We start from the raw sequence: 23,399 nt of genomic DNA on the forward strand, positions 1-23,399 counted from the left end.
CCACTCCGCGTCGAAGTTCCATGCGTCATAATTGCTTGTGAATGTGAACGCTTTCACAAGCGGTAGTGTAAGGAGCGGCGACGTGGACCTGGCTTTGGGGCCGGAGACCCTGGCGCGATGGCAGTTCGGCATCACCACCGTCTATCACTTCCTCTTTGTCCCCCTGACGATCTCCCTGGCCGCCCTCACGGCCGGTCTCCAGACCGCCTGGGTACGGACGGAGAAGGAGAAGTACCTCAGGGCGACGAAGTTCTGGGGCAAGCTCTTCCTGATCAACATCGCGATGGGTGTGGTCACCGGCATAGTGCAGGAGTTCCAGTTCGGCATGAACTGGTCCGACTACTCGCGCTTCGTCGGCGACATCTTCGGCGCTCCGCTCGCCTTCGAGGCGCTGATCGCTTTCTTCTTCGAGTCGACCTTCATCGGTCTGTGGATCTTCGGCTGGGACAAGCTGCCCAGGAAGATCCACCTGGCCTGCATCTGGATGGTCTCGATCGGCACGATCCTGTCGGCGTACTTCATCCTCGCTGCGAACTCCTGGATGCAGCACCCGGTCGGCTACCGGATCAACAAGGCCAAGGGACGTGCCGAACTCACCGACTTCTGGGCCGTCCTCACCCAGAACACCGCGCTGGCCCAGGCCTTCCACACGCTGTCCGCCTCCTTCCTGACCGGCGGCGCGTTCATCGTCGGCATCGCCGCCTTCCACCTGTTCCGCAAGAAGCACGTCTCCGTGATGAAGACCTCGCTGCGGCTGGGCCTGGTCACGGTCGTCATCGCCGGCCTGCTCACCGCGATCAGCGGTGACACCCTCGGCAAGGTCATGTTCAAGCAGCAGCCGATGAAGATGGCCGCGGCGGAGGCGCTGTGGGACGGCCAGGACTCCGCGCCGTTCTCGATCTTCGCCTACGGCGACGTCAGCAAGGGCCACAACTCGGTCGAGCTGTCCGTTCCCGGCCTGCTGTCCTTCCTCGCCGACGGCAACTTCAACTCCTACGTCCCCGGTATCAACGACACCAACAAGGCCGAGCAGGCCAAGTACGGCCCCGGCGACTACCGGCCCGTCATCCCCGTCACCTTCTGGGCGTTCCGCTGGATGATCGGCTTCGGAATGGCGTCCTTCACGATCGGACTGGCCGGGCTGTGGCTGACCCGCAAGAAGTTCATGCTGCCCCAGCATCTGAGGGTGGGCGAGGACGAGGTGCCGCATCTGGTCCTGTTCAGGAACAAGGCGCTCAACCCGAAGCTCAGCAGGCTCTGCTGGCTGGTGGCCGTCTGGACCCTGGGCTTCCCCCTGATCGCCAACTCCTGGGGCTGGATCTTCACCGAAATGGGCCGGCAGCCGTGGGTCGTCTACGGCGTCCTGCAGACCCGTCACGCGGTCTCCCCCGGGGTCTCCCAGGCCGAGGTCCTCACCTCGATGATCACCTTCACCGCGTTGTACGCCATCCTCGCCGTCGTCGAGGTCAAGCTGCTGGCGAAGTACGTCAAGGCCGGACCGCCCGAGCTCACCGAGGCCGACCTCAACCCGCCCACGAAGATCGGCGGCGACTCCCGTGACGCCGACAAGCCGATGGCCTTCTCGTACTAGGCCCAGGGAGATCGAGTCATGCAACTACACGACGTCTGGTTCGTCCTCATCGCCGTCCTGTGGACCGGCTACTTCTTCCTCGAGGGCTTCGACTTCGGGGTCGGCATCCTCACAAAGCTGCTCGCCCGCGACCGGCCCGAGAAGCGGGTGCTGATCAACACCATCGGTCCCGTCTGGGACGGCAACGAGGTGTGGCTGCTCACGGCCGGGGGTGCGACCTTCGCCGCCTTCCCCGAGTGGTACGCCACCCTCTTCTCCGGCTTCTACCTGCCCCTGCTGGTCATTCTGGTCTGTCTGATCGTGCGCGGAGTCGCCTTCGAGTACCGCGCCAAGCGGCCCGAGGAGAACTGGCAGCGCAACTGGGAGACCGCGATCTTCTGGACCTCGCTGCTCCCGGCGTTCCTGTGGGGTGTGGCCTTCGGCAACATCGTGCGGGGTGTGAAGATCGACAAGAACTTCGAATACGTCGGCAACGTCTGGGACCTGCTCAACCCGTACGCCCTGCTCGGCGGCCTGGTCACCCTGACCCTGTTCACCTTCCACGGGACGGTGTTCACGGCGCTGAAGACGGTCGGCGACATCCGGGAGCGGGCCCGCAGGCTGGCACTGAAGGTGGGGCTGGCCACCGCCGTGGTCGCGCTGGTCTTCCTGCTGTGGACCCAGGTCGACAGCGGTGACGGAAAGAGTCTGGTCGCGCTCGTCGTGGCCGTGGCTGCCCTGGTCGCGGCGCTGGTGGCGAACCAGGCCGGGCGCGAGGGGTGGTCGTTCGCGCTGTCCGGGGTCACCATCGTGGCCGCTGTGGCGATGCTCTTCCTCTCGCTCTTCCCCAACGTCATGCCGTCCTCGCTCAACGGGGAGTGGAGCCTGACGGTCACCAACGCCTCCTCGAGTCCCTACACCCTCAAGATCATGACCTGGTGCGCGGCGATCGCCACACCGGTCGTTCTGCTCTACCAGGGGTGGACCTACTGGGTGTTCCGCAAGCGGATCGGTACGCAGCACATCGCGGAGGCCGCGCACTGATTCCGGTTTGGGGCATGTTTCACGTGAAACATGCCCCTTGAGAAGAGGGTGTGTTTCACGTGAAACCGATCGACCCACGCCTGCTCCGATATGCCCGCGCCACCCGCCTCTTCATGGTCGCGGTGGTCGGTCTGGGTGCCGTCGGAGCGGCGCTGGTCATCGCTCAGGCCATGCTCATCGCCGAGGTGGTGGTGGGCACCTTCCAGCACCGGATGTCGGTCACGGAACTCGGCACTCCCCTGGTGCTGCTGGCGGCCGTCGCGTGCGGCCGGGCGCTGGTGTCCTGGCTCACGGAACTCGCCGCACACCGGGCGAGTGCAGCGGTGAAGTCCGAATTGCGGTTGCGACTGTTGGGACGTGCCGTCGCGTTGGGTCCGGGATGGCTGAGCGGACAGCGGACCGGCTCCCTCGTCGCCCTGGCCACCCGTGGCGTCGATGCCCTCGACGACTACTTCTCCCGATATCTGCCGCAGTTGGGCCTGGCGGTGGTCGTGCCCGTGGCGGTGCTGGCCAGGATCGTCACCGAGGACTGGGTCTCGGCGGCGATCATCGTCGGCACACTGCCCCTCATCCCGGTCTTCATGATGCTGATCGGCTGGGCCACCCAGGCCCGGATGGACAGTCAGTGGCGGCTGCTGTCACGGCTGTCCGGACACTTCCTGGACGTCGTGGCGGGGCTGCCGACACTGAAGGTGTTCGGGCGGGCCAAGGCGCAGGCCGAGTCGATCAAACGCATCACCGGGGAGTACCGGCAGGCCACGATGCGGACCCTGCGGATCGCCTTCATCTCGTCCTTCGCTCTGGAGCTGCTCTCCACGCTCTCGGTGGCGCTGGTCGCCGTGACGATCGGCATGCGGCTGGTCCACGGCGAGATGGACCTGTATATCGGGCTCGTCATCCTGGTGCTCGCACCCGAGGCGTATCTGCCGCTGCGGCAGGTCGGAACGCAGTATCACGCGGCGGCCGAGGGGCTCGCCGCGGCCGAGGAGATCTTCGCCGTCCTGGAGACACCCCTTCCGGTGTCGGGCACGACAGCGGTGCCCACCGGTGCCGTGGCGTTCGAGGACGTTTCGGTGCGCTATCCGGGCCGGGCGGAGGCCGCCGTGTCGGACGTGTCCTTCGAGGTCCGGCCCGGAGAGACGGTCGCGCTGGTCGGACCGAGCGGTGCGGGCAAGTCGACCCTTCTGAACGTGCTGCTGGGGTTCGTGCCGGCCGCTGAGGGCCGGGTGCGGATCGGTGGGGCCGAGCTCAGCGAGGTCGATATGGAGCAGTGGCGGTCGCGGGTCGCCTGGGTGCCGCAGCGACCGCACCTGTTCGCCGGGACCATCGCCGAGAACGTACGGCTGGCCCGTCCCGACGCCGACGATGGCGCAGTCCGGCGGGCGCTGGCGGATGCCGGGGCGCTGGACTTCGTGGACGCCCTTCCCGCCGGTGCGGAGAGCGTCCTCGGTGAGGACGGCGCCGGGCTGTCGGCCGGTCAGCGGCAGCGGCTGGCCCTGGCCCGGGCTTTCCTCGCGGACCGGCCGGTGCTGCTCCTGGATGAGCCGACGGCCGCGCTGGACGGGGCGACCGAGGCCGAGATCGTGGCCGCCGTACGGCGGCTGGCGGTCGGACGCACGGTGCTGCTCGTGGTGCATCGGCCGGCACTGCTGGGGGTGGCGGACCGGGTGGTGCGGTTGGGGGAGCCGGCGGTGTCCACTCCTGGGATGGTTCGGAGGCCTGCGGGACCAGGGGCCGAGCAACCAGCGGTAGCTGACATAGCACTGGACGACCAAGGAATCACGCAGCCCACCAGGACCACAGGCAGCGCCCTCACCCGCGTCCGCTCCCTCGCCGGCCCCCGCCGCAGTCGGCTCGCCCTCGCCCTGCTGCTGGGCGCTCTGGCTCTCGGCAGTGCCGTCGGGCTCATGGCGACATCCGGGTGGCTCATCTCGCGCGCTTCACAGCATCCCCCCGTGCTGTATCTGATGGTCGCGGTGACGGCGACCCGGGCGTTCGGCATCGGGCGGGCCGTGTTCCGGTACGCCGAACGGCTGGTGTCCCACGACGCGGTGCTGCGGATGCTCGCCGACACCAGGGTCGCGGTCTACCGCCGCCTGGAGCGGCTCGCGCCCGCCGGACTGCGCAGCACCCGCCGCGGCGACCTGCTGTCGCGTCTCGTCGCCGACGTGGACGCACTGCAGGACTACTGGCTGCGCTGGCTGCTGCCCGCCGGCGCCGCGGTGATCGTCTCGGCCGCCTCCGTCGTCTTCACGGCCTGGCTGCTGCCCGAGGCCGGTGCCGCCCTCGCCGTCGGGCTGCTGGCGGCCGGTGTCGGTGTCCCCCTGGTGACGGCCGCCGTGGCCCGGCGTGCGGAACGCCGGCTCGCCCCTGCCCGAGGAGTGCTGTCGACCCGCGTGACCGACCTGCTCACGGGCACCGCCGAGTTGACGGTCGCCGGTGCCCTGCCCGTCCGCACCGCCGATGTGCGACGGGCGGACGGAGCGCTCACCCGGATCGCGTCCCGGGCGGCCACCGCCACCGCACTCGGCGGCGGCCTCACCGCGTTGATCTCGGGCCTGACCGTCGTCGCCGCCGCCCTCGCGGGCGCCCAGGGCGTCGCCGACGGCCGGCTGAGCGGCGTGGCGATGGCTGTCGTCGTCCTCACCCCGCTGGCCGCCTTCGAAGCCGTACTGGGGCTGCCGTCGGCGGTCCAGTACCGGCAGCGGGTCCGTAGGAGCGCGGAGCGGGTCTACGAGGTCCTGGACGCACCGGAGCCGGTGCGTGAGCCGGCACGGCCCCGGCAGGCGCCCGCCTCCCCCTTCCCGGTCGCCCTCAGGGGTGTGTCGGCCCGGTACGCGGGCCAGGAGCGGGACGCCCTCGCGGGCCTCGACCTCACCCTCGACGAGGGGCGCCGCATCGCGGTGGTCGGGCCGTCCGGCTCCGGCAAGACGACCCTGGCTCAGGTGTTGTTGCGGTTCCTGGACGCGGACGCCGGCTCGTACACGCTGGCCGGCGTGGACGCCTGCGCCCTCGACGGCGACGACGTGCGCAAGTTCGTCGGGCTCTGTGCGCAGGACGCGCACCTCTTCGACAGCTCGGTGCGCGAGAACCTGCTGCTGGCGAGGAAGAACGCCACCGAGGCGGAGCTGCGCGACGCCCTGCGGCGGGCGCGGCTGCTGGCCTGGGCCGACGGTCTGCCGGACGGGCTCGACACGCTGGTCGGGGAGCACGGGGCGCGGCTGTCCGGCGGGCAGCGGCAGCGGCTCGCGCTGGCCCGAGCGCTGCTCGCCGGCTTCCCGGTGCTGGTCCTGGACGAGCCCGCCGAGCATCTGGACCTGTCGACCGCCGACGCGCTCACCGCCGATCTGCTGGCCGCCACCGAGGGCCGTACGACGCTGCTCATCACGCACCGGCTCGTCGGGCTGGAGGCGGTGGACGAGGTCGTCGTCCTGGAGGAGGGGCGAGTGGTGCAGCGTGGGACCTATGCGGAGCTGTCCGCCGTGCCGGGGCCGTTGCTGTCGATGGTGGAGCGGGAAGCGGAGACGGAGTCGCTGGTCGGCGCGGGGTAGGACCAGACAAGGACGGGACCACGGCGGTGGTGTACGTGGTCCACCAGGTCGGAGTCGGCCGGCCTACACCCGCTCCGCCAGCATCCGCTCGATCACGACCGCCACTCCGTCGTCGTTGTTGGCGACCGTCCGGCCCGACGCGGCGGCGAGCACGTCCGGGTGGGCGTTGCCCATCGCGTACGACTGGCCCGCCCAGGTCAGCATCTCGACGTCGTTCGGCATGTCCCCGAAGGCGACGACCTCCTCGTGCGAGATGCCGCGCTCCGCACAGCACAGGGCGAGTGTGCTGGCCTTGGAGACCCCCGGGCCGCTGAGCTCGAGCAGGGCGCTGGGGCTGGAACGGGTGACGTTGGCGCGGTCGGCGATGGCGAGACGGGCCAGGGTGAGAAAGGCGTCCGGGTCGAGCGTGGGGTGGTACGCGAGGATCTTGAGGACGGGTTCTCGAGCGCCTGGCCCGTCCGGCGCGAGCAGTTCCTCGGCCGGGGCGAGGTTGTCCGGGATCTCCATGTGCAGCTTGGGATAGTCCGGCTCCTGGTAGAAGCCGTATGTCTGCTCGACCGCGTACACCGTGCCCGGTGCCGCCTGGCGCAGCAGCAGCGCGGCGTCCAGCGCGTTCTGCCGCGCCAGTTCCCGTGTCTTCACGAACCGGTGGGCGCCGGGGCCGCCGTGCAGGTCGACCACGGCGGCGCCGTTGCCGCAGATCGCCAGGCCGTGGCCGTGGACGTGGTCGCTGACGACGTCCATCCAGCGGGCGGGGCGGCCGGTGACGAAGAAGACCTCGATGCCCGCCTCCTCGGCGGCGGCGAGGGCGGCGACCGTCCGGGGGGAGACCGAGTGGTCGTCGCGCAGCAGGGTGCCGTCGAGATCGGTGGCTATGAGCCGCGGCGGTACGGCGGCGGCCGGGGTCTCGGGCTGTCGAGTCGCTGAGGTCACCCGGCCATTCTTCCGCATATGCCCACACGGCTGTGCGGGCGTGCGCACAGCCGGGGCACGGATGACACCTTGACGGGTCAGCCGAGCTGTGCGGCCGCCTCCATGGCAATCTGCTCGAAGACCTTCTGGTCGCAGGCGAAGACCGTGCCGGGGATGGGCCAGTGGATCACGATCTCGGTGAAGCCGAGTTCCCGGTGGCGGCCCGCGAAGTCCACGAACGCGTCCAGCGACTCCAGCGGACGGGCACGGTCCGGGGTGAATCCGGTGAGCAGGATCTTGTCCAGCTCAGTACCGTCCCGGCCGATCGCCGCACAGGCGTCGGCCAGCTTCTCGGCCTGTCCGCGAATGGCCTGAACCGACTGTTCAGGAGTGCCGTTCTCGTACAGCTTGGGGTCACCGGTGGTCACCCACGCCTGCCCGTGCTGTGCGGCGAGCCTGAGTCCGCGTGGTCCCGTGGCGGCGATCGCGAAGGGCAGCCGGGGGCGCTGGACACAGCCGGGGATGTTGCGCGCCTGGTGCGCCGAGTAGAAGTCGCCCTGGTACGACACCTCGTCCTCGGTCAGCAGCCGGTCCAGCAGCGGCACGAACTCGGCGAAACGGTCGGCCCGCTCGCGCGGTGTCCACGGTTCCCGGCCGAGCGCGGTGGCGTCGAAGCCGCTGCCGCCCGCGCCGACGCCGAGGGTGATCCGGCCGCCGGAGATGTCGTCGAGGGAGATCAGCTCCTTGGCGAGGGTCACCGGGTGCCGGAAGTTCGGCGAGGTCACCAGGGTGCCGAGACGCATGCGCTCGGTCACCACGGCGGCGGCGGTCAGTGTCGGTACGGCACCGAACCAGGGGCCGTCTCGGAACGGGACACGCCAGGACAGGTGGTCGTAGGTGTACGCCGTGTGGAACCCGAGTTGCTCGGCCCGCTGCCATGCCGAACGGCCGCCCTCATGCCAGCGGTGGTGCGGGAGGATCACGGTGCTCAGACGCAGACTCATGCGTCGAGCCTATGCGGCCGAACGGGTTTCACGTGAAACACGACGCTCAGTGGTTCTCCGGGAACCGCAGGTACTGCGGCGGCACGGCCTTCGTGAGCCACACTCCGTTCTCGCTGACGTGGAAGAGGTGGCCGTCCCGGTGCATCGCGCCCGCGTCCACGGCGAGCACGACGGGTCGGCCTCGGCGGGCGCCGACGCGGGTGGCCGTCTCGCGGTCGGGTGAGAGATGCACGTCGTGTCGGTTCATCGGGCGCAGCCCCTCGGTGCGGATCGCGTCCAGGCTGCGGGCCACCGTGCCGTGGTAGAGGTACGGCGGCGGGGCAGCCGGCGCGAGGCCCAGGTCGACGTCGACGCTGTGGCCCTGGCTGGCGCGGATCCGTGTGCCCTCGATCGCGAAGCGCTTCTTGTCGTTGACGGCCACCACATGGTCCAGTTCTTCGCGGGTGAAACGGAACCCGTGTGCGGCGGCCGCATCGATCAGCACGTCAATCTCGACCCAGCCGGCCTCGTCCAGGGTCAGCCCGATCCGCTCGGGCTGGTGACGCAGGTGCTTGGAGAGATACTTCGACACCTTGACGGTGCGTCTTTCTTCCATCCACTCAGCATGGCGGGAGAGACGCGGATCACGCAGATTATTTTCTCCCGGAGGTTTGGTCCACAACCAACTGTAGTTATCCACAGGGTATTTGGCGGTTCTGTGGACAACTCCGCGACATGTCAGACCCTTCGGTCAAGATCGCTCGGGGGGCCTCCCCCTTGGCGTGAGCGCATCCAACTCCCGCCCGCCCGCCTCCCGTTCACTCACCAACCCCACGAACTGTCCCACCGGTACCTCCCCAACCATCTCCTCGACCGCCCGAATCGTCTCCTCGACCAAGGACACGGAGCGTGACAGTCGTGGCAGGGGGGCGGTCGCCGACCTCACAGCGGTGGCTGCAGCCGCGCGATCGCCCGCAACGCGCGTGGGGCGAGGCGGGACAGGATGTGGGCACCCCTCGCCTCGGGGGTGACCGGTACGACGGCCCGGTTGTGCACGACCGCCTCGAGGATGGCGTCGGCGACCTTCTCCGGTGGGTAGTTCCTGAGGCCGTACAGCCGGGCCGTCCTCTTCTGGCGCCGCTTCTCCTCCTCGGCGTCCACACCCGCGAAACGCGCGGTGGAGGTGATGTTGGTATTGACGAAGCCGGGGCATATCGCGCTCACGCCGATTCCCTGACCGGCCAGTTCGGCGCGCAGGCACTCGCTGAGCATCAGCACGGCGGCCTTGGAGGTGCTGTAGGCGGGCAGCGCCCTGGAGGGCAGGTAGGCCGCCGCCGACGCGGTGTTGACGATGTGGCCGCCCTGTCCGCGCTCGGCCATCTGCCTCCCGAAGAGCCGGCAGCCGTGGATGACGCCCCACAGGTTGACGTCGAGGACCTTCCTCCAGTCCTCCGGGGCGGTGTCGAAGAAGGAGCCGCCCAGGCCGATCCCCGCGTTGTTGACCAGGACGTCCACGACGCCGTACTCGGCGGCGACCTTGTCGGCGAGCTTCTTCATGGCCTGCTCGTCGGAGACGTCGACCGTCTCCGCCCAGGCCTCGGACGCGCCGGTCAGCCGAGACTGCTCGGCGGTGCGTACTGCGGCCTCAGCGTCCCGGTCGACGGCGATCACGCGTGCGCCCGCCTCGGCGAAGGCCAACGCGGTGGCCCGGCCGATGCCGCTGCCCGCGCCGGTGACCAGCACGAGCTGCCCGCCGAACCTGTCGGCGTACTTGCCGGTGGCCGCCACCTGGCTCTTGCCCTCCTCGGTGGCCGTGACGAACTCGGTGATCCAGGCGGCCAGTTGGTCGGGGCGGGTGCGCGGGATCCAGTGCTTGGCCGGCACGGTGCGGCGGGTCAGCCGGGGGACCCACTGCTCGAGTCCGTCGTAGAGCCGTTCCGACAGGAAGGCGTCCCCCAGGGGCGTGATGAGCTGCACGGGCACGTGCGCGTGGGCGTCGGGGCGTGGCCTGCGCAGCCTTTCGCGGACGTTGTCCCGGTACAGCCACGCTCCGTGTGCCGCGTCCTGGGGCAGCGAGGAGGACGGGTAGTCGCCGCGGGGCACCTTCTCCAACCGTTCCAGCAGACGGGGCCAGTGTCGGCCGAGGGGACCGCGCCAGGCCAGTTCGGGCAGTGCGGGCGTGTGCAGCAGGTAGACGTACCAGGACTTGGCGCCCTGGCCGAGCAGTTGGCCGACCCGGCGTGGGGTGGGCCGCTTCAGGCGGCTGCCGATCCAGTGGCCGAAGTGATCAAGGGACGGCCCGGACATCGAGGTGAAGGAGGCGATGCGCCCCTCGGTTCGCGGGACGGTGACGAACTCCCAGGACTGGACCGAGCCCCAGTCGTGTCCCACGAGATGCACCGGGCGGTCCGGGCTGACGGCGTCGATCACCGCGAGGAAGTCGTCGGTCAGCTTCTCCAAGGTGAAGCCGCCGCGCAGGGGCCGCGGTGCCGTGGACCGGCCGTGCCCCCGGACGTCGTACAGCACGACATGGAAGCGGGCGGCCAGGCGTGCCGCGACCTCGGACCACACTTCCTTGCTGTCCGGGTAGCCGTGCACGAGGACGACCGTCGGCTGCCGGGAATCCCCCAGCTCGGCGACGCACAGCTCGACCCCGCGGGTCCGCACCCTGCGCTCGCGCGCGCCCTTGAGCCCCGTCACTCGTCCTCCGCCCAGCGCCGCAGGTGCGGCAGATCGTCGTCCAGCCAGAAGGATCGTGCCTCGGGGTCCTTCGAGTCGCAGCCACGCCCGCTACATCCAGGGGCGGCCCCTCGCTCGGTCACCCCCTCCCGCAACCGGGCGGCCACCGCCGCGGCGCACTCGTCGGCGAGGCGGTGCGCCCGCCTGAACCTCCGTAGTTCCGCGGGGAGTTCACCCGCCCATGTCGTCGTCATGATGACACCGCCCCGCCTCTCCACTTCGACTGCGGTACGCGACCGTAACGTGACATCGGTGAATGTGACAGTTGTTAGAGGATGCGTCAGCAGGAGGGTTTCCGGCTGTGGATAACTCTGCGTAGCTCTCAGGTAGGGCTATCCCCTACGGACCCGTACGTCTTGAGTCTGAGGCGAGGACAGCTCTCGGGTCTGACGACCGCGTGTGGTTCGCGCCATTAACGTCGAAGGCGTGACTGTGATCGCGACCGAAAGCCTGAGCAAGCGGTTCCCCCGGGTGACCGCGCTTGACCGGCTCTCCGTCGACGTCGGGCCCGGGGTGACCGGACTCGTCGGAGCCAACGGAGCCGGCAAGTCCACCATGATCAAGATCCTGCTGGGTCTGTCCCCCGCCTCCGAGGGCCGAGCCGAAGTGCTCGGGCTCGACGTCGCGACCAAGGGTGCCGCCATCCGCGAGCGCGTCGGCTACATGCCGGAGCACGACTGCCTGCCGCCGGACGTCTCGGCGACCGAGTTCGTCGTGCACATGGCCCGCATGTCCGGGCTGCCGCCCACGGCCGCCCGCGAGCGCACCGCCGACACCCTCCGCCACGTCGGCCTGTACGAGGAGCGCTACCGCCCCATCGGCGGCTACTCGACCGGTATGAAACAGCGCGTGAAGCTGGCGCAGGCCCTGGTCCACGACCCGCAGCTGGTCTTCCTCGACGAGCCCACCAACGGCCTGGACCCGGTCGGACGTGACGAGATGCTCGGCCTCATCCGACGCATCTACACGGACTTCGGCATCTCGGTCCTGGTCACCTCCCACCTGCTGGGCGAGCTCGAACGCACCTGCGACCACGTCGTCATCATCGACGGCGGCAAGCTGCTGCGCTCCAGCTCCACCACGGACTTCACCCAGACCACGACCACCCTCGCCGTCGAGGTCACCGACTCCGACGAGCACCCGGACGGCACGCGCGCGATGCGCGAGGCGCTGCAGGCCCGCGGGGTGGCCGTCGAGGCGGGCAGCGGCCTGCCAGGCGCGGGCCACGTCCTGCTGCTGACCGCGCAGGGCGAGGAGACGTACGACCTGGTCCGTGACGTCGTCGCCGACCTCGGCCTCGGCCTGGTGCGCATGGAGCAGCGCAGGCACCACATCTCCGAGGTCTTCACCACCGAGGACGAGCAGCGGAAGGAGGCGGCCGTCCATGGCGGTTGAGCAGCCCCTGTCGGCATCCGTCGCGCCCCCGGGTGACCAGACCCGCATCCACAACATCGGCTACCGCAACTACGACGGCCCCCGCCTCGGCCGCTCGTACGCCACCCGCTCGCTCTACTCGCAGTCCCTGCGCGGCGCCTACGGCCTCGGACGCTCCATCAAGTCCAAGGTGCTGCCCATGCTGCTGTTCGTGGTGATGTGCGTGCCCGCGGCCATCATGGTCGCCGTCGCGGTCGCCACCAAGGCCAAGGCACTGCCCGTCGACTACACCCGCTACGCGATCATCATGCAGGCCGTGATCAGCCTGTACGTCGCCTCGCAGGCACCCCAGTCCGTCTCGCGCGACCTGCGCTTCAAGACCGTCCCGCTGTACTTCTCGCGGCCGATCGAGACCGCCGACTACGTCCGGGCGAAGTTCGCGGCGCTGGCCTCGGCGCTGTTCGTCCTCACCGCGGCCCCGCTGATCGTGCTCTACGTGGGCGCGCTGCTGGCCAAACTCGACTTCGTCCACCAGACCAAGGGATTCGCGCAGGGACTCGTGTCCGTGGCACTGCTCTCACTGCTCTTCGCCGGCATCGGACTGGTCATCGCCTCGGTGACGCCGCGGCGTGGCTTCGGCATCGCGGCCGTCATCGCCGTCCTGACCATCTCCTACGGCGCCGTGTCCACGCTGCAGGCCATCGCCAACGCGCAGAACACCGACGGAGCCATCCCGTGGATCGGCCTGTTCTCGCCCGTCACGCTCATCGACGGGGTCCAGTCCGCCTTCCTCGGCGCGAGCTCGGCGTTCCCCGGCGCGGTCGGCCCGACCAACGGCGAGGGCGCGGTCTACGTCCTGGTCGTCCTCGGCCTGATCGCCGCCTGCTACGGCCTCCTGCTGCGCCGCTACAAGAAGGTGGGACTGTGACCACGCTCTCCATCGACCACGTCTCCCGTTGGTTCGGCAACGTGGTCGCCGTCAACGACATCACCATGACCGTCGGCCCCGGCGTCACCGGCCTGCTCGGTCCGAACGGGGCCGGGAAGTCGACTCTCATCAACATGATGGCCGGCTTCCTCTCCCCCTCCACCGGCACCGTCACCCTCGACGGACAGCAGGTGTGGCGCAACGAGGAGATCTACAAGCACATCGGCATCGTTCCCGAGCGTGAGGCGATGTACGACTTCCTCACCGGCCGCGAATTCGTCGTCGCCAACGCGGAGTTGCACGGCCTCGGTGCCAAGGCCGCGGCGCGCGCCCTGGCCACGGTCGAGATGGAGTACGCGCAGGACCGCAAGATCTCCACCTACTCCAAGGGCATGCGCCAGCGGGTGAAGATGGCGTCCGCCCTGGTCCACGACCCCTCGCTGCTTCTCCTGGACGAGCCCTTCAACGGCATGGACCCGCGCCAGCGCATGCAGCTCATGGACCTGCTCAGGCGCATGGGCGACGAGGGCCGCACGGTCCTGTTCTCGTCCCACATCCTCGAAGAGGTCGAGCAGCTCGCCTGGCACATCGAGGTGGTCGTGGCCGGACGGCACGCGGCCAGCGGCGACTTCCGCAAGATCCGCCGCCTGATGACCGACCGCCCGCACCGCTACCTGGTGCGCTCCAGCGACGACCGGGCCCTCGCGGCCGCGCTGATCGCCGATCCGTCGACGTCCGGCATCGAGGTCGACCTCGCGGAGGGGGCGTTGCGCATCCAGGCCGTCGACTTCGGGCGGTTCACGGCCCTGCTGCCCCGGGTCGCCCGCGACCATGGCATCCGGCTGCTGGCGGTCTCGCCGTCCGACGAGTCCCTCGAGTCCGTCTTCTCGTACCTGGTCGCGGCGTAGGAGGCCGAAGATGTACGACCCCACAGTCGCCCGGCTCACCTATCGAGCCCTGCTCGGCCGCCGCCGAGCCCTCATCCTGGGGGCCCTGCCCCTGCTGCTCATCGTCATCTCCGTCGTCGTCCGCGCCCTCACGGGCGCCGACGACCAGACGGCGCACGACGTGCTGGGCAGGCTCGCGCTCGCCACGATGGTGCCGATCATCGGCGTCATCGCCGGTACGGGTGCGATCGGTCCGGAGATCGACGACGGCTCGGTGGTGTACCTGCTGTCCAAGCCGGTGAAACGGCCGACGATCATCTTCACCAAGCTGATCGTGGCGATCGCGGTCACCATGGTCTTCTCGGCCCTGCCGACCCTCGTGGCCGGGTTCATCCTCAACGGCAACGGCCAGCAGATCGCCGTGGCCTACACGGTGGCCGCACTGGTCTCGTCGATCGCCTACGCGGCGCTGTTCCTGCTGCTGGGCACGGTGTCGCGGCACGCGGTGGTCTTCGGGCTCGTCTACGCGCTGGTCTGGGAGGCGCTGTTCGGTTCCCTGGTGCCGGGCGCGCGCACCCTCAGCGTCCAGCAGTGGTCGCTGGCCGTCGCCCACAAGGTGGCCGGCGGGGACCTGGTGACCTCGGACGTCGGCCTGACCACGGCGACGGTGTTCCTGATCGCGGTGACCGTCCTGGCCACCTGGTACGCCGGCCAGAAGCTGCGCTCGCTGACGCTGGCCGGCGAGGAGTAGACGCCGGCTTTATTGACGGGGCCCTCACCCGGGTCCGGGCACACTGGGCAAAAGGGAAGAGTGGGCTGAGAGGAATGGGGATGGCAGACAACTGGGACGACCTCGTCCTGGACGAGAACTTCATACGGTCCGCCGAGACGACCGAACCCTCAGCCCGCGCCCGCATGCTCGCCGCCCGCTGGCGCGAGGAGGAGCCGGAGCCGCAGCCGTGGCGCTCCGACGAGCCGCCCGCCGGGTGGTTCTTCAGCAAGGGGCGCCGTCGGCGGTGGCGGCGCCGCTGACCTGCCGTACGACCCTTTTATTCGGTGGCGTCCGTCTCGTCCGCCAGGCACAGTGGTGGTGTCCACGACGCCGGACGAGCCGGCGCCACCGACTGGGAGAGGAGCCCGGCGATGTCCATGCACGACAGTCCGTCGAGCTCCCGGCAGGGCAGTCGTCGGCGGACTCCGGTGTAGTTACCCCACCGTCGAGTCCACCCGTACGGAAACTGCCCGGGGCGGCCGCTTCGAGCACGCGATGTCGATCTCGCGTGGGTCGCCTTCCCTCGTCGCCCCCTGCTGAAGGGGGCACCCTCCGCCGGGGTGGCCCGGTCGGCCGCGCTACCGGGCACCGCGAGGTGCCTCCCCCACAGGGGGGCTGCCGGCGCCCGCCCGTGCCGCCCCGGCGGTACACCTGCTCGCGACGCGCGGATCCCGCACGGCTATGCCAGCAGGCGCTCCAGCACCACCGCGATGCCGTCGTCCTCGTTGGAGGCCGTCACCTCGTCGGCCACGGCCTTCAGCTCCTCGTGGGCGTTGGCCATGGCCACCCCGTACGCCGCCCACCCGAACATCGGGACGTCGTTCGGCATGTCGCCGAAGGCGATCGTGTCCGCGGCCTTCAGGCCGAGCCGTCGCGCGGCCAGCGACAGCCCCGTCGCCTTGGACAGCCCCAGCGGCAGCAGTTCCACGATGCCGGCGCCCGCCATCGCCACCGAGACGAAGCCGCCCGCCGCCTCACGAGCCGCGTCCGCCAACTCGTCGTCCGTCAGCCGCGGATGCTGTATGTAGATCTTGTTCAGCGGCGCCGCCCACAGGTCTGCGGCGTCGGTGAACGGCGTCGCCGGGAGCGCGCCCGTCACCGCGTACCCCGGCCCGACCAGCACGGCGCCGTCCAGACCGTCCCGGCTGGCGGCCAGATGCAGCGGGCCGACCTCCGCCTCGATCTTCGCCAGGGCGACGCCCGCCAACTGCCGGTCCAGGGTGACGGACGTCAGCAGGCGGTGCGCCCGGGCGTCGTACACCTGCGCGCCCTGGGCGCAGACCGCCAGGCCCTCGTAGCCGAGGTCGTCGAGGATGTGCCGGGTCCAAGGGGCCGCTCGGCCGGTGACGACGATGTGCGCGGCGCCCGCCGCGGTGGCTGCGGCGAGGGCGTCACGGGTGCGCCGGGAGACCGACTCGTCGGAGCGCAGCAGCGTTCCGTCCAGGTCGGTGGCGATGAGCTTGTACGGGAGAGCCCCGTCCGGGGACGCGTCGCTCACCTGGCGACCGGCTCCAGGACCTCCCGGCCGCCCAGGTACGGGCGCAGCACCGGCGGCACGTACACGGAGCCGTCTGCCTGCTGGTGGTTCTCCAGGATCGCCACGATGGTGCGCGGGACGGCGCACAGCGTGCCGTTGAGCGTCGCGAGCGGCTGGACCTTCTTGCCGTCGCGCAGGCGCACCGACAGCCGGCGGGCCTGGAAACTGTCGCAGTTGGAGGCCGAGGTCAGCTCGCGGTACTTGCCCTGGGTCGGGATCCACGCCTCGCAGTCGAACTTGCGGGACGCCGAGGCGCCCAGGTCGCCCGAGGCCACGTCGATGACCTGGAAGGGCAGCTCGAGGCCGGTCAGCCACTGCTTCTCCCACTCGAGGAGGCGCCGGTGCTCGTTCTCGGCGTCCTCGGGGGCGACGTACGAGAACATCTCGACCTTGTCGAACTGGTGCACGCGGAAGATGCCGCGGGTGTCCTTGCCGTAGGTACCGGCCTCGCGGCGGAAGCACGGCGAGAAGCCCGCGTAGCGCAGCGGCAGTTGGTCGGCCTCGAGGATCTCGTCCATGTGGTAGGCGGCGAGCGGTACCTCGGAGGTGCCGACCAGGTAGTAGTCGTCCTTCTCCAGGTGGTACACGTTCTCCGCGGCCTGCCCGAGGAAGCCGGTGCCCTCCATGGCACGCGGGCGGACCAGCGCGGGGGTCAGCATCGGGATGAAGCCGGCCTCGGTGGCCTGGGCGATCGCCGCGTTGACCAGCGCCAGCTCCAGCAGGGCGCCGACGCCGGTGAGGTAGTAGAAGCGGGAGCCGGAGACCTTGGCGCCGCGCTCCACGTCGATGGCGCCCAGCGCCTCGCCCAGCTCCAGGTGGTCCTTGGGTTCGAAGCCCTCGGCGCCGAAGTCGCGGATCGTACCGTGCGTCTCGAGGACGACGAAGTCCTCCTCGCCGCCGACCGGGACGTCGGGGTGCACGAGGTTGCCGAGCTGCAGCACGAGCCGCTTGGTCTCCTCGTCGGCCTCGTGCTGTTCGGCGTCGGCACTCTTGACGTCGGCGGCGAGCTGGCTCGCCTTCTTCAGCAGCTCGGCCTTCTCGTCGCCGGAGGCCTTGGGGATGAGCTTGCCGAGCGACTTCTGCTCGTTGCGCAGCTCGTCGAAGCGGACGCCGGACGACCTGCGCCGCTCGTCGGCGGACAGGAGAGCGTCGACGAGCGCGACGTCCTCTCCACGGGCGCGCTGGGAGGCGCGCACACGGTCGGGGTCCTCACGGAGCAGGCGAAGGTCAATCACGCGGTCAAGGCTACCGGTGCGGGGGTACGGCCCACGACTCAACCATTCCAACAGTCCCGGAAAATCTCTTACGTTCCGTTATGGGCGAATTGCGCACCGTGTCAATAAAAGGTGCCCCATTCCCCGGGACGGATCATGGGGGTGGCGCTCGGTTGACTGGATTCCCTTGTGCGGAACGGTACTTGGGAACTGGTTGTCCACAGGGATCCAAGCCCCTCGGAGAGTTATCCACAGGCTGTGCGGGAGATCTGTGGATTTCGGAATCGATCACTCCGAAAGTCGGCGATCACGCCGAGGATTCCCTCTTCAAGCCCGCCCCTACCCCCGCTTTCGAGTGGAAAGGGGCGCTCCAAAGGATGGCCCGAAGGAAACGCGTGGACGAACGGTGATGTGCGCGCATGTGGACGCCGGGCGGGTTCAAAGGCAGATTTGTCGACAGAGTCATGGGTGGTTGTCGACTTGTCCCCAGGTCGAGATGCGGACCTGTGGATAACTCCTGTGGATAACGAAAATCTGCAGGTAGGACTGGTTGACAGCAGCCGGAAACACGTCAGAAACGTCCGTCCTGGCAGCGCGCCAGCCAGTCCGAGGCGGACGCGAAGTCCTCGTCCGAGGTCCCGGGCCGCGGAGCGTTCACCTCCTCGACGCCCGCGTCCGCACGCGGGTACGAACCGAGGAACCGCACCTCCAGACAGATCCGCTTGAGCCCCATCAGTGCCTCGGCCACCCGGCGGTCGGAGATATGGCCCTCGGCGTCGACACAGAAGCAGTAGTTGCCGATACCGGCGCCGGTCGGACGAGACTGGAGGAGCATCAGGTTGATGCCCCGGGTGGCGAACTCGCCCAGCAGGTCACGCAGACCGCCGGGGTGGTCGTCGCGCTGCCACAGCACGACCGAGGTCTTGTCCGCGCCGGTCGGCGCCGCGGGCCGGGCGGGCCGGCCGACCAGCACGAAACGCGTCTGTGCGTTCTCGGCGTCGTGGATCCCGGTCTCCAGGGCGTCCAGTCCGTACAGGGCGGCGGCGAACTCGCCGGCGAACGCGGCGTCGTACTGGCCCTCCTGGACCAGGCGGGCGGCGTCCGCGTTCGAGGCGGCCGACTCCCAGTGGACGTCCGGGAGGTTCTTCCGCAGCCAGTTGCGCACCTGCGGCTGGGCGGCCGGGTGGGCGGAGACCGTCTTGATGTCCGACAGCTTCGTGCCCGGCCTGACCAGTAGCGCGAAGGTGATCGAAAGCAGCACCTCGCGGTAGATCATCAGCGGCGCGCCCGCGACCAGCTCGTCGAGGGTGGTGGTGATCCCACCCTCGACGGAGTTCTCGATCGGCACGAACGCGGCCTCGGCCTCGCCGGAGCGGACCGCGTCGAGGGCGGACTGGACGGACACGTACGGGACCAGCTCCCGCGTGGCCGTCTCGGGAAGCGTGCGCAGGGCGGCCTCGGTGAAGGTGCCCTCGGGGCCGAGATAGGCGTAGCTCGCAGGCATGACCTCACCCTAATGGCCCTTGCTTGACCCGGCGCCCGCGTCACCCCTCCAGCAACGCCTGCCCCACGTACTCACCCTTCGCCGCGCCGCCCGGTACTGCGAACAGACCGCTGGACTCGTGGCGGATGTACCTGGACAGGGCGTCGCCCCGGTCGAGCTTGCGCTGGATGGTGACGAAGCCGCGCAGCGGGTCGGCCTGCCAGCACACGAAGAGCAGGCCCGCGTCGGGCACGCCGTCGGCGTCGATGCCGTCGTGGTAGGAGAACGGCCGACGCAGGATCGCCGCCCCGCCGTTCTGGTCGGGCCGCGTGATGCGGGAGTGGGCGTTGACGGGGACGACGTACTCGCCCTTGGCGTCCGTCTTCTCCAGGTCCATCGGCGTCGTCTCCGAGCCGCCCGACAGCGGCGCCCCGTCGGGTTTGCGGCGCCCGATCACGTTCTCCTGGGCCGTGAGGGAGAGCTTCTCCCAGTCGTCGAGAAGCATGCGGATGCGCCGGACGACGGCGTAGGAGCCGTTCGCCATCCACGCCGGGTCGTTCGAGCCGGACGCAGGCACGAAGATCCGTTTGTCGAAGTCGGCGTCCGTGGGCTTCGGATTGCGTGTGCCGTCGATCTGGCCCATGAGGTTGCGGGCCGTCATGGGGTGGGCCGTCGCCCCCGGGGTGCGGTTGAAGCCGTTCATCTGCCAGCGGACCTTCGCCGCGCTGCCCGCGTCCTTCTGGATCGCGCGCAGGGCGTGGAAGGCGACCAGGGCATCGTCGGCGCCGATCTGCACCCATAGGTCGCCGTCGCTGCGGGCCCTGTCGAGCTGGTCGGAGGAGAAGTCGGGCAGTGGATCGAGCGACACGGGCCGCTGCTTCTCCAGGCCGGTCCGGGCGAAGAAGCTGTGTCCGAAGCCGAAGGTGATGGTCAGTGACGAGGGCCCGGCGTCCCGCGCCACGTCCGTGTCGTCGCTGGTAGCCGCCTCGCCCGCCATGAACCGCTCGGCCGTCGCCGACCAGCGGCGCAGCAGTGCTGCCGCCTCCTTGCGGCCGGCGCCCGCCACCAGGTCGAAGGCGACGAGATGGCCGCGGGCCTGGAGACCCTCGGTGATGCCGGGCTGATGTTTCCCGTGAAACATTGCCATGTTCGCGCCGATGGAGGTCAGCGGAGTGGCCGCGGAGGGCGCGGCGGCGTATCCCACGGCGCCGCCGGCCGCGCCGAGCACGAGCCCGGTGGCGCCGGCGGTGCCGAGCAGCGCACGACGTGAGATCCCGCCCGGGGGAGGGGTCTGGGCATCAGGACCCGTGGAGGCGGGGGTGCGGGTCGGAGGGGACTGGTCAGCCATGCTGCGGTTCAGCCGATCTGCGCGTTCTTGGAGACGGTCACCTGGTCGATGTCGGAGGTGCGCACGGTCACGGCGATCTTCCAGTCGCCGGCCATGGGGATCTGCACCCCGTTCGCGGCCCAGTGTCCGGTGGTGACGTGGTCGGGGGCGACGGGCAACGGCCCGATCTTCTTGGCCTCGAGGGTGAAGGCGACCTTCACCTCGGGGACGTCGAAGGCGCGGCCGTTGGGCCGGGTGACGTAGACGTGCATCTCGTTGGCGCCCACGTTCGCGGGGTCGAGGTCGACCGAGACGACGCCCTTGCCGTCGGTGCCGCCGGTGTCGAAGGGCATGGTCAGGGTGAGCGCGCCGGACGAGGAGTCGGCCGGGGACGAGGAGGAAGAGGAGGACGAGGTGGCCGCCTTGGCCTCCTGCTCGGTGCGGCCCGGTTCGGTCTGCGTCAGCACGGTGGTGACGGCGAGCAGGACGACGGCGACTCCCGCCTCGGCGAGGACCGAGCGCCGGAGCCCGAACCGGTTCGGATCGGCGTCCCGCTCCCGCTTCTGCCGCGCGGTGTCCCTGGCCGCCTGCTGGCGGGCGAGCTGGGCGGCGCGTTCGGAGCCGCCCGTGGCCTTGGAACCGCCCGCGGCGGCCTTCTTCTTCGCCGTGCCGGCCCCTGCGTTGACGTGTTCCTTCTCCCGCTGGCGTTCCTTGGCGGGCACCGTCTGCGCCAGTTGCCCCGTCCACCGCCGCGAGATCGAGGCGATGCCGACGAGCAGGGCCACGAGGCCGATCTTGACGAGCAGCAGCTGTCCGTACGCCGTGTCGGTGAACGCCGACCAGGAGCCGAGCTGGCGCCACGACTGGTAGGCGCCGGTCGCGACCAGGGCGAGGACGCTGCCGAAGGCGACCCGGGAGAAGCGCCGTACGGCGGCGGACTCGATCGGGGTGTCCGAGCGGTAGAGCGCCACCAGGAGCGCGGTGAGACCGCCGAGCCAGGCCGCGACGGCGAGCAGGTGGACCACGTCGACCGGCATGGCGATGCCCGGCTGGAGCCCGGTGGAGGCGTGCTCGGCCATGGCCCAGCTCGCCGCGAGCCCGGCGGCCACCACGAATCCGCCGATCGCGAGCCCGAAGGTCAGGTCCCGCTTCTCGTCGTCCTCGCGTTTGTCGTACGCCCCGAACAGCACCGCGATGAACAGGGCCGCCGCGGCGAGCAGCAGCAGCCGCGACACCAGGGCGGCGCCCGTCTTGGTCTGCAGCACCTGCCCCAGCAGGCTCAGGTCGAAGACGTCACCGACCTTGCCGGTACTGGTGTAGGAGCCGCGCAGGAGCAGCAGCAGAAGGGTCGCCGCGGTGAGCGAGAGCCACCCGGAGACCACGAGCCGCTGCAGCGGCCGTACGCCCGATCCGCGCGGCCAGCAGGCGAGGACGAAGGCGCCGGCGCCGACCATCACGATGAAGCCGGCGTACGACATGTACCGCCCGAAGCCGTACAGCCAGCCGACCGTCCCGCCGCCGACCTCCTGGCCGACCGCCTTGACGGTGGTCTTGGAGGGGGAGCCGATGGAGAAGGTGAAGGCACCGGCGACGGGGTGGCTGTCCGCCGACACGACCTGCCAGGACACGGTGTAGGTGCCGTCGGGCAGGCCGCTGTGCAGCTGCACGGCGTACGTCGTGCCGCTGATGTCGACCGGTTTGCCGTCGTCGACGCGCTTGCCCTTGGGGTCGAGGACGCGCAGGGAGTCGGAGTTGGTGGCGACCTTCTCGGAGAAGGTCAGCGCGACCTCGGTGGGCGCCTTGGCGACCACCACCCCCTGTGCGGGGTCGCTGCCGGTCAGCGCGGCGTGTGCCGAGGCCGGTCCGGCGCCGGCGAGCAGCGTCCCGGCGACGGCCAGGAACAGCAGCACCAGGGCCCGCACTCGGCGGGGGGTGATGGTCGGTGTCACGGTCGTGCCTCCCTCAGTGGCCCGTCGCAGGGTTGTACGTGGCCGACTTCACCGGCATCTCGATCGTGATCGGACGGGACTTGGCGAAGTGCAGTTCGACGGTCACCTTCGTGCCCTGCTCCGGCTTCCCCTTCAGCTTCTCGAACATCAGGTGGTTGCCGCCGCTCTTGAACACGAGTTGACCGTGTGCGGGCACGTCCAGGGAGGAGACCTCCCGCATGGACTGTCCCACGGTCTCGTGCACGGTGACGCTGCCGGCGGCGCTGCTGGTGACGGAGGTCAGCTCGTCCTTGGTGCCGCCCTTGTTGGCGATCTTCAGGAAGCCCGCGGCCATCTCGCCGGTGACCGGCTGGGGCATGTACGCGGAGCTGACGGCCAGTTCGGGCGCCGAGCTGCCGGAGCCGCCGCAGCCGGCCAGGGCCACGGCGCCGGTTATCGCCAGGGCGGCGGGGGTGAGGCGCCTCATGGGTTCTGCCCCTTGATGATCTTGGGGAGGTCCTTGGTGTAGTCGTCGACGGTGGCGTCCTCGCCGTACAGGACGTAACCGCCGTCGGTCTTGGGGGAGAACGCGATGACCTGGGTGCCGTGCACCGAGACGGTCTTGCCGGTCTTCTTGTCCTTGTGGGTGGGCTCGATGGAGATGCCGAGGGTGCGGGCGCCGGCCTGGATGGTGGGGAAGTCGCCGGTCAGTCCGATGAACTGGGGGTCGATGCCGTTGAGCCACTTGCCGAGTTCGGACGGGGTGTCCCGGGCCGGGTCGGTGGTGACGAACACGACCCGCAGCTTGTCCTGCTCCGCCTTGGGCAGCTGCTTCTTGGCGACGGCGAGGTTGTTCATCGTCAGTGGGCAGATGTCGGGGCAGTGGGTGTACCCGAAGTAGATCAGCGTGGGCCTGCCCGCCGTCTCCTTACGGAAGTCGTACTTCTGCCCCTTGGTGTCGGTCAGTACCAGATCGGGCTTCTCGAACGGCTGGTCGAGGACCGTCGCGGCCTTGTGCGAGGTGTCCTCGGAGACCACGGCGACGGGCGAGTCACTGCCGCCACCGCTGCCGCAGGCGGAGAGGGTCACAGTGGCGGCGGCCAGCAGCGCGGCCGTGGCGAACGTCTTCTTGCGCATAGAAAAATGTCCC

Annotated in this window: 19 protein-coding genes; 8 read left to right on the forward strand and 11 right to left on the reverse strand. The window is 69.8% G+C overall.

The annotated features are described in order from the left end of the window. The first annotated feature begins 82 nt into the window (after positions 1–82). From ACIRVK_RS21260 to cydD, 3 genes are read left to right on the forward strand one after another with little or no spacing between them, the layout of a single operon-like run. Positions 83–1,591 carry a cytochrome ubiquinol oxidase subunit I gene (locus ACIRVK_RS21260; RefSeq protein ID WP_404249223.1) on the forward strand — a complete coding sequence of 503 codons (1,509 nt, stop codon included), beginning with the start codon at positions 83–85 and terminating at the stop codon, positions 1,589–1,591. Between the two features lie 18 nt (positions 1,592–1,609). Beyond that, positions 1,610–2,614: a cytochrome d ubiquinol oxidase subunit II gene (gene cydB, locus ACIRVK_RS21265; protein WP_404249225.1), complete on the forward strand. Its 1,005-nt coding sequence runs from the start codon at positions 1,610–1,612 to the stop codon at positions 2,612–2,614. Between the two features lie 59 nt (positions 2,615–2,673). Further along, entirely contained in the window at positions 2,674–6,165 is a 3,492-nt protein-coding gene (gene cydD, locus ACIRVK_RS21270; RefSeq protein ID WP_404249227.1) for a thiol reductant ABC exporter subunit CydD, read from the forward strand. 63 nt (positions 6,166–6,228) lie between these two features. Here the strand turns inward: cydD and ACIRVK_RS21275 are convergent, their stop codons facing one another. From ACIRVK_RS21275 to ACIRVK_RS21290, 4 genes are all read right to left on the reverse strand, one after another. Then, a complete protein-coding gene (locus tag ACIRVK_RS21275) occupies positions 6,229–7,116 on the reverse strand; it encodes an HAD-IIB family hydrolase (protein WP_404249229.1) in 888 nt (295 codons plus the stop codon). Between the two features lie 59 nt (positions 7,117–7,175). Continuing rightward, entirely contained in the window at positions 7,176–8,081 is a 906-nt protein-coding gene (locus ACIRVK_RS21280; RefSeq protein ID WP_404249231.1) for an LLM class flavin-dependent oxidoreductase, read from the reverse strand. A 46-nt stretch (positions 8,082–8,127) separates the two neighbouring features. After that, positions 8,128–8,676, reverse strand: coding sequence for an RNA 2'-phosphotransferase (locus ACIRVK_RS21285; protein WP_404249232.1), 549 nt, complete (start codon positions 8,674–8,676; stop codon positions 8,128–8,130). A gap of 326 nt (positions 8,677–9,002) precedes the next feature. Then, positions 9,003–10,760 carry an SDR family oxidoreductase gene (locus tag ACIRVK_RS21290; RefSeq protein ID WP_404249234.1) on the reverse strand — a complete coding sequence of 586 codons (1,758 nt, stop codon included), beginning with the start codon at positions 10,758–10,760 and terminating at the stop codon, positions 9,003–9,005. A gap of 471 nt (positions 10,761–11,231) precedes the next feature. Between ACIRVK_RS21290 and ACIRVK_RS21295 the strand changes: the two genes are divergently transcribed. From ACIRVK_RS21295 to ACIRVK_RS21315, 5 genes are all read left to right on the forward strand, one after another. After that, positions 11,232–12,194 (forward strand): ABC transporter ATP-binding protein, encoded by a 963-nt coding sequence (locus ACIRVK_RS21295; protein WP_404249364.1) that lies wholly within the window; start codon positions 11,232–11,234, stop codon positions 12,192–12,194. Then, complete coding sequence (locus ACIRVK_RS21300) at positions 12,184–13,101, forward strand: ABC transporter permease (protein ID WP_404249235.1); 918 nt, start codon at positions 12,184–12,186, stop codon at positions 13,099–13,101. Before ACIRVK_RS21295 ends, ACIRVK_RS21300 begins: the two co-directional genes overlap by 11 nt. Then, positions 13,098–14,009 carry an ABC transporter ATP-binding protein gene (locus tag ACIRVK_RS21305; RefSeq protein WP_404249237.1) on the forward strand — a complete coding sequence of 304 codons (912 nt, stop codon included), beginning with the start codon at positions 13,098–13,100 and terminating at the stop codon, positions 14,007–14,009. The genes ACIRVK_RS21300 and ACIRVK_RS21305 overlap by 4 nt, the downstream gene beginning before the upstream one ends. 10 nt (positions 14,010–14,019) lie before the next feature. Further along, positions 14,020–14,739, forward strand: coding sequence for an ABC transporter permease subunit (locus tag ACIRVK_RS21310; protein ID WP_404249239.1), 720 nt, complete (start codon positions 14,020–14,022; stop codon positions 14,737–14,739). Between the two features lie 80 nt (positions 14,740–14,819). After that, the gene (locus ACIRVK_RS21315; protein ID WP_404249241.1) at positions 14,820–15,020 is read left to right on the forward strand and encodes a hypothetical protein; all 201 of its coding nucleotides are present in this window, start codon (positions 14,820–14,822) and stop codon (positions 15,018–15,020) included. A 419-nt stretch (positions 15,021–15,439) separates the two neighbouring features. On the opposite strand, the gene ACIRVK_RS21320 is transcribed toward ACIRVK_RS21315, so the two are convergent. The 7 genes from ACIRVK_RS21320 to ACIRVK_RS21350 form a co-directional block, all read right to left on the reverse strand. Next, complete coding sequence (locus tag ACIRVK_RS21320; protein WP_404249243.1) at positions 15,440–16,258, reverse strand: HAD family hydrolase; 819 nt, start codon at positions 16,256–16,258, stop codon at positions 15,440–15,442. Next, positions 16,255–17,532 (reverse strand): serine--tRNA ligase, encoded by a 1,278-nt coding sequence (serS, locus tag ACIRVK_RS21325; protein WP_404249244.1) that lies wholly within the window; start codon positions 17,530–17,532, stop codon positions 16,255–16,257. Before serS ends, ACIRVK_RS21320 begins: the two co-directional genes overlap by 4 nt. Positions 17,533–18,082: 550 nt before the next feature. After that, positions 18,083–19,015: a prephenate dehydratase gene (gene pheA, locus ACIRVK_RS21330; protein WP_404249246.1), complete on the reverse strand. Its 933-nt coding sequence runs from the start codon at positions 19,013–19,015 to the stop codon at positions 18,083–18,085. A 40-nt stretch (positions 19,016–19,055) separates the two neighbouring features. Next, the gene (gene efeB, locus ACIRVK_RS21335; RefSeq protein WP_404249248.1) at positions 19,056–20,342 is read right to left on the reverse strand and encodes an iron uptake transporter deferrochelatase/peroxidase subunit; all 1,287 of its coding nucleotides are present in this window, start codon (positions 20,340–20,342) and stop codon (positions 19,056–19,058) included. 8 nt (positions 20,343–20,350) lie between these two features. Then, the gene (locus ACIRVK_RS21340) at positions 20,351–22,270 is read right to left on the reverse strand and encodes a copper resistance CopC/CopD family protein (RefSeq protein WP_404249250.1); all 1,920 of its coding nucleotides are present in this window, start codon (positions 22,268–22,270) and stop codon (positions 20,351–20,353) included. A gap of 13 nt (positions 22,271–22,283) precedes the next feature. Then, entirely contained in the window at positions 22,284–22,736 is a 453-nt protein-coding gene (locus ACIRVK_RS21345) for a copper chaperone PCu(A)C (protein ID WP_404249252.1), read from the reverse strand. Next, positions 22,733–23,386, reverse strand: a complete 654-nt coding sequence (locus tag ACIRVK_RS21350; protein ID WP_404249254.1) for an SCO family protein — start codon at positions 23,384–23,386, stop codon at positions 22,733–22,735. Before ACIRVK_RS21350 ends, ACIRVK_RS21345 begins: the two co-directional genes overlap by 4 nt. Positions 23,387–23,399: the final 13 nt, after the last annotated feature.

This window comes from Streptomyces sp. NPDC101152 (genome assembly GCF_044768275.1).
GTDB lineage: Bacteria > Actinomycetota > Actinomycetes > Streptomycetales > Streptomycetaceae > Streptomyces.

Excerpts from the sequence above, each read along its gene's own strand:
- ACIRVK_RS21285 (WP_404249232.1), bottom strand. The coding sequence starts at position 8,676 with ATGGAAGAAAGACGCACCGTCAAGGTGTCGAAGTATCTCTCCAAGCAC.
- ACIRVK_RS21280 (WP_404249231.1), bottom strand. The coding sequence starts at position 8,081 with ATGAGTCTGCGTCTGAGCACCGTGATCCTCCCGCACCACCGCTGGCAT.
- efeB (WP_404249248.1), bottom strand. The coding sequence starts at position 20,342 with ATGGCTGACCAGTCCCCTCCGACCCGCACCCCCGCCTCCACGGGTCCT.
- ACIRVK_RS21345 (WP_404249252.1), bottom strand. The coding sequence starts at position 22,736 with ATGAGGCGCCTCACCCCCGCCGCCCTGGCGATAACCGGCGCCGTGGCC.
- ACIRVK_RS21300 (WP_404249235.1), top strand. The coding sequence starts at position 12,184 with ATGGCGGTTGAGCAGCCCCTGTCGGCATCCGTCGCGCCCCCGGGTGAC.
- ACIRVK_RS21310 (WP_404249239.1), top strand. The coding sequence starts at position 14,020 with ATGTACGACCCCACAGTCGCCCGGCTCACCTATCGAGCCCTGCTCGGC.
- ACIRVK_RS21315 (WP_404249241.1), top strand. The coding sequence starts at position 14,820 with ATGGCAGACAACTGGGACGACCTCGTCCTGGACGAGAACTTCATACGG.
- cydB (WP_404249225.1), top strand. The coding sequence starts at position 1,610 with ATGCAACTACACGACGTCTGGTTCGTCCTCATCGCCGTCCTGTGGACC.
- ACIRVK_RS21350 (WP_404249254.1), bottom strand. The coding sequence starts at position 23,386 with ATGCGCAAGAAGACGTTCGCCACGGCCGCGCTGCTGGCCGCCGCCACT.
- ACIRVK_RS21275 (WP_404249229.1), bottom strand. The coding sequence starts at position 7,116 with ATGCGGAAGAATGGCCGGGTGACCTCAGCGACTCGACAGCCCGAGACC.
- pheA (WP_404249246.1), bottom strand. The coding sequence starts at position 19,015 with ATGCCTGCGAGCTACGCCTATCTCGGCCCCGAGGGCACCTTCACCGAG.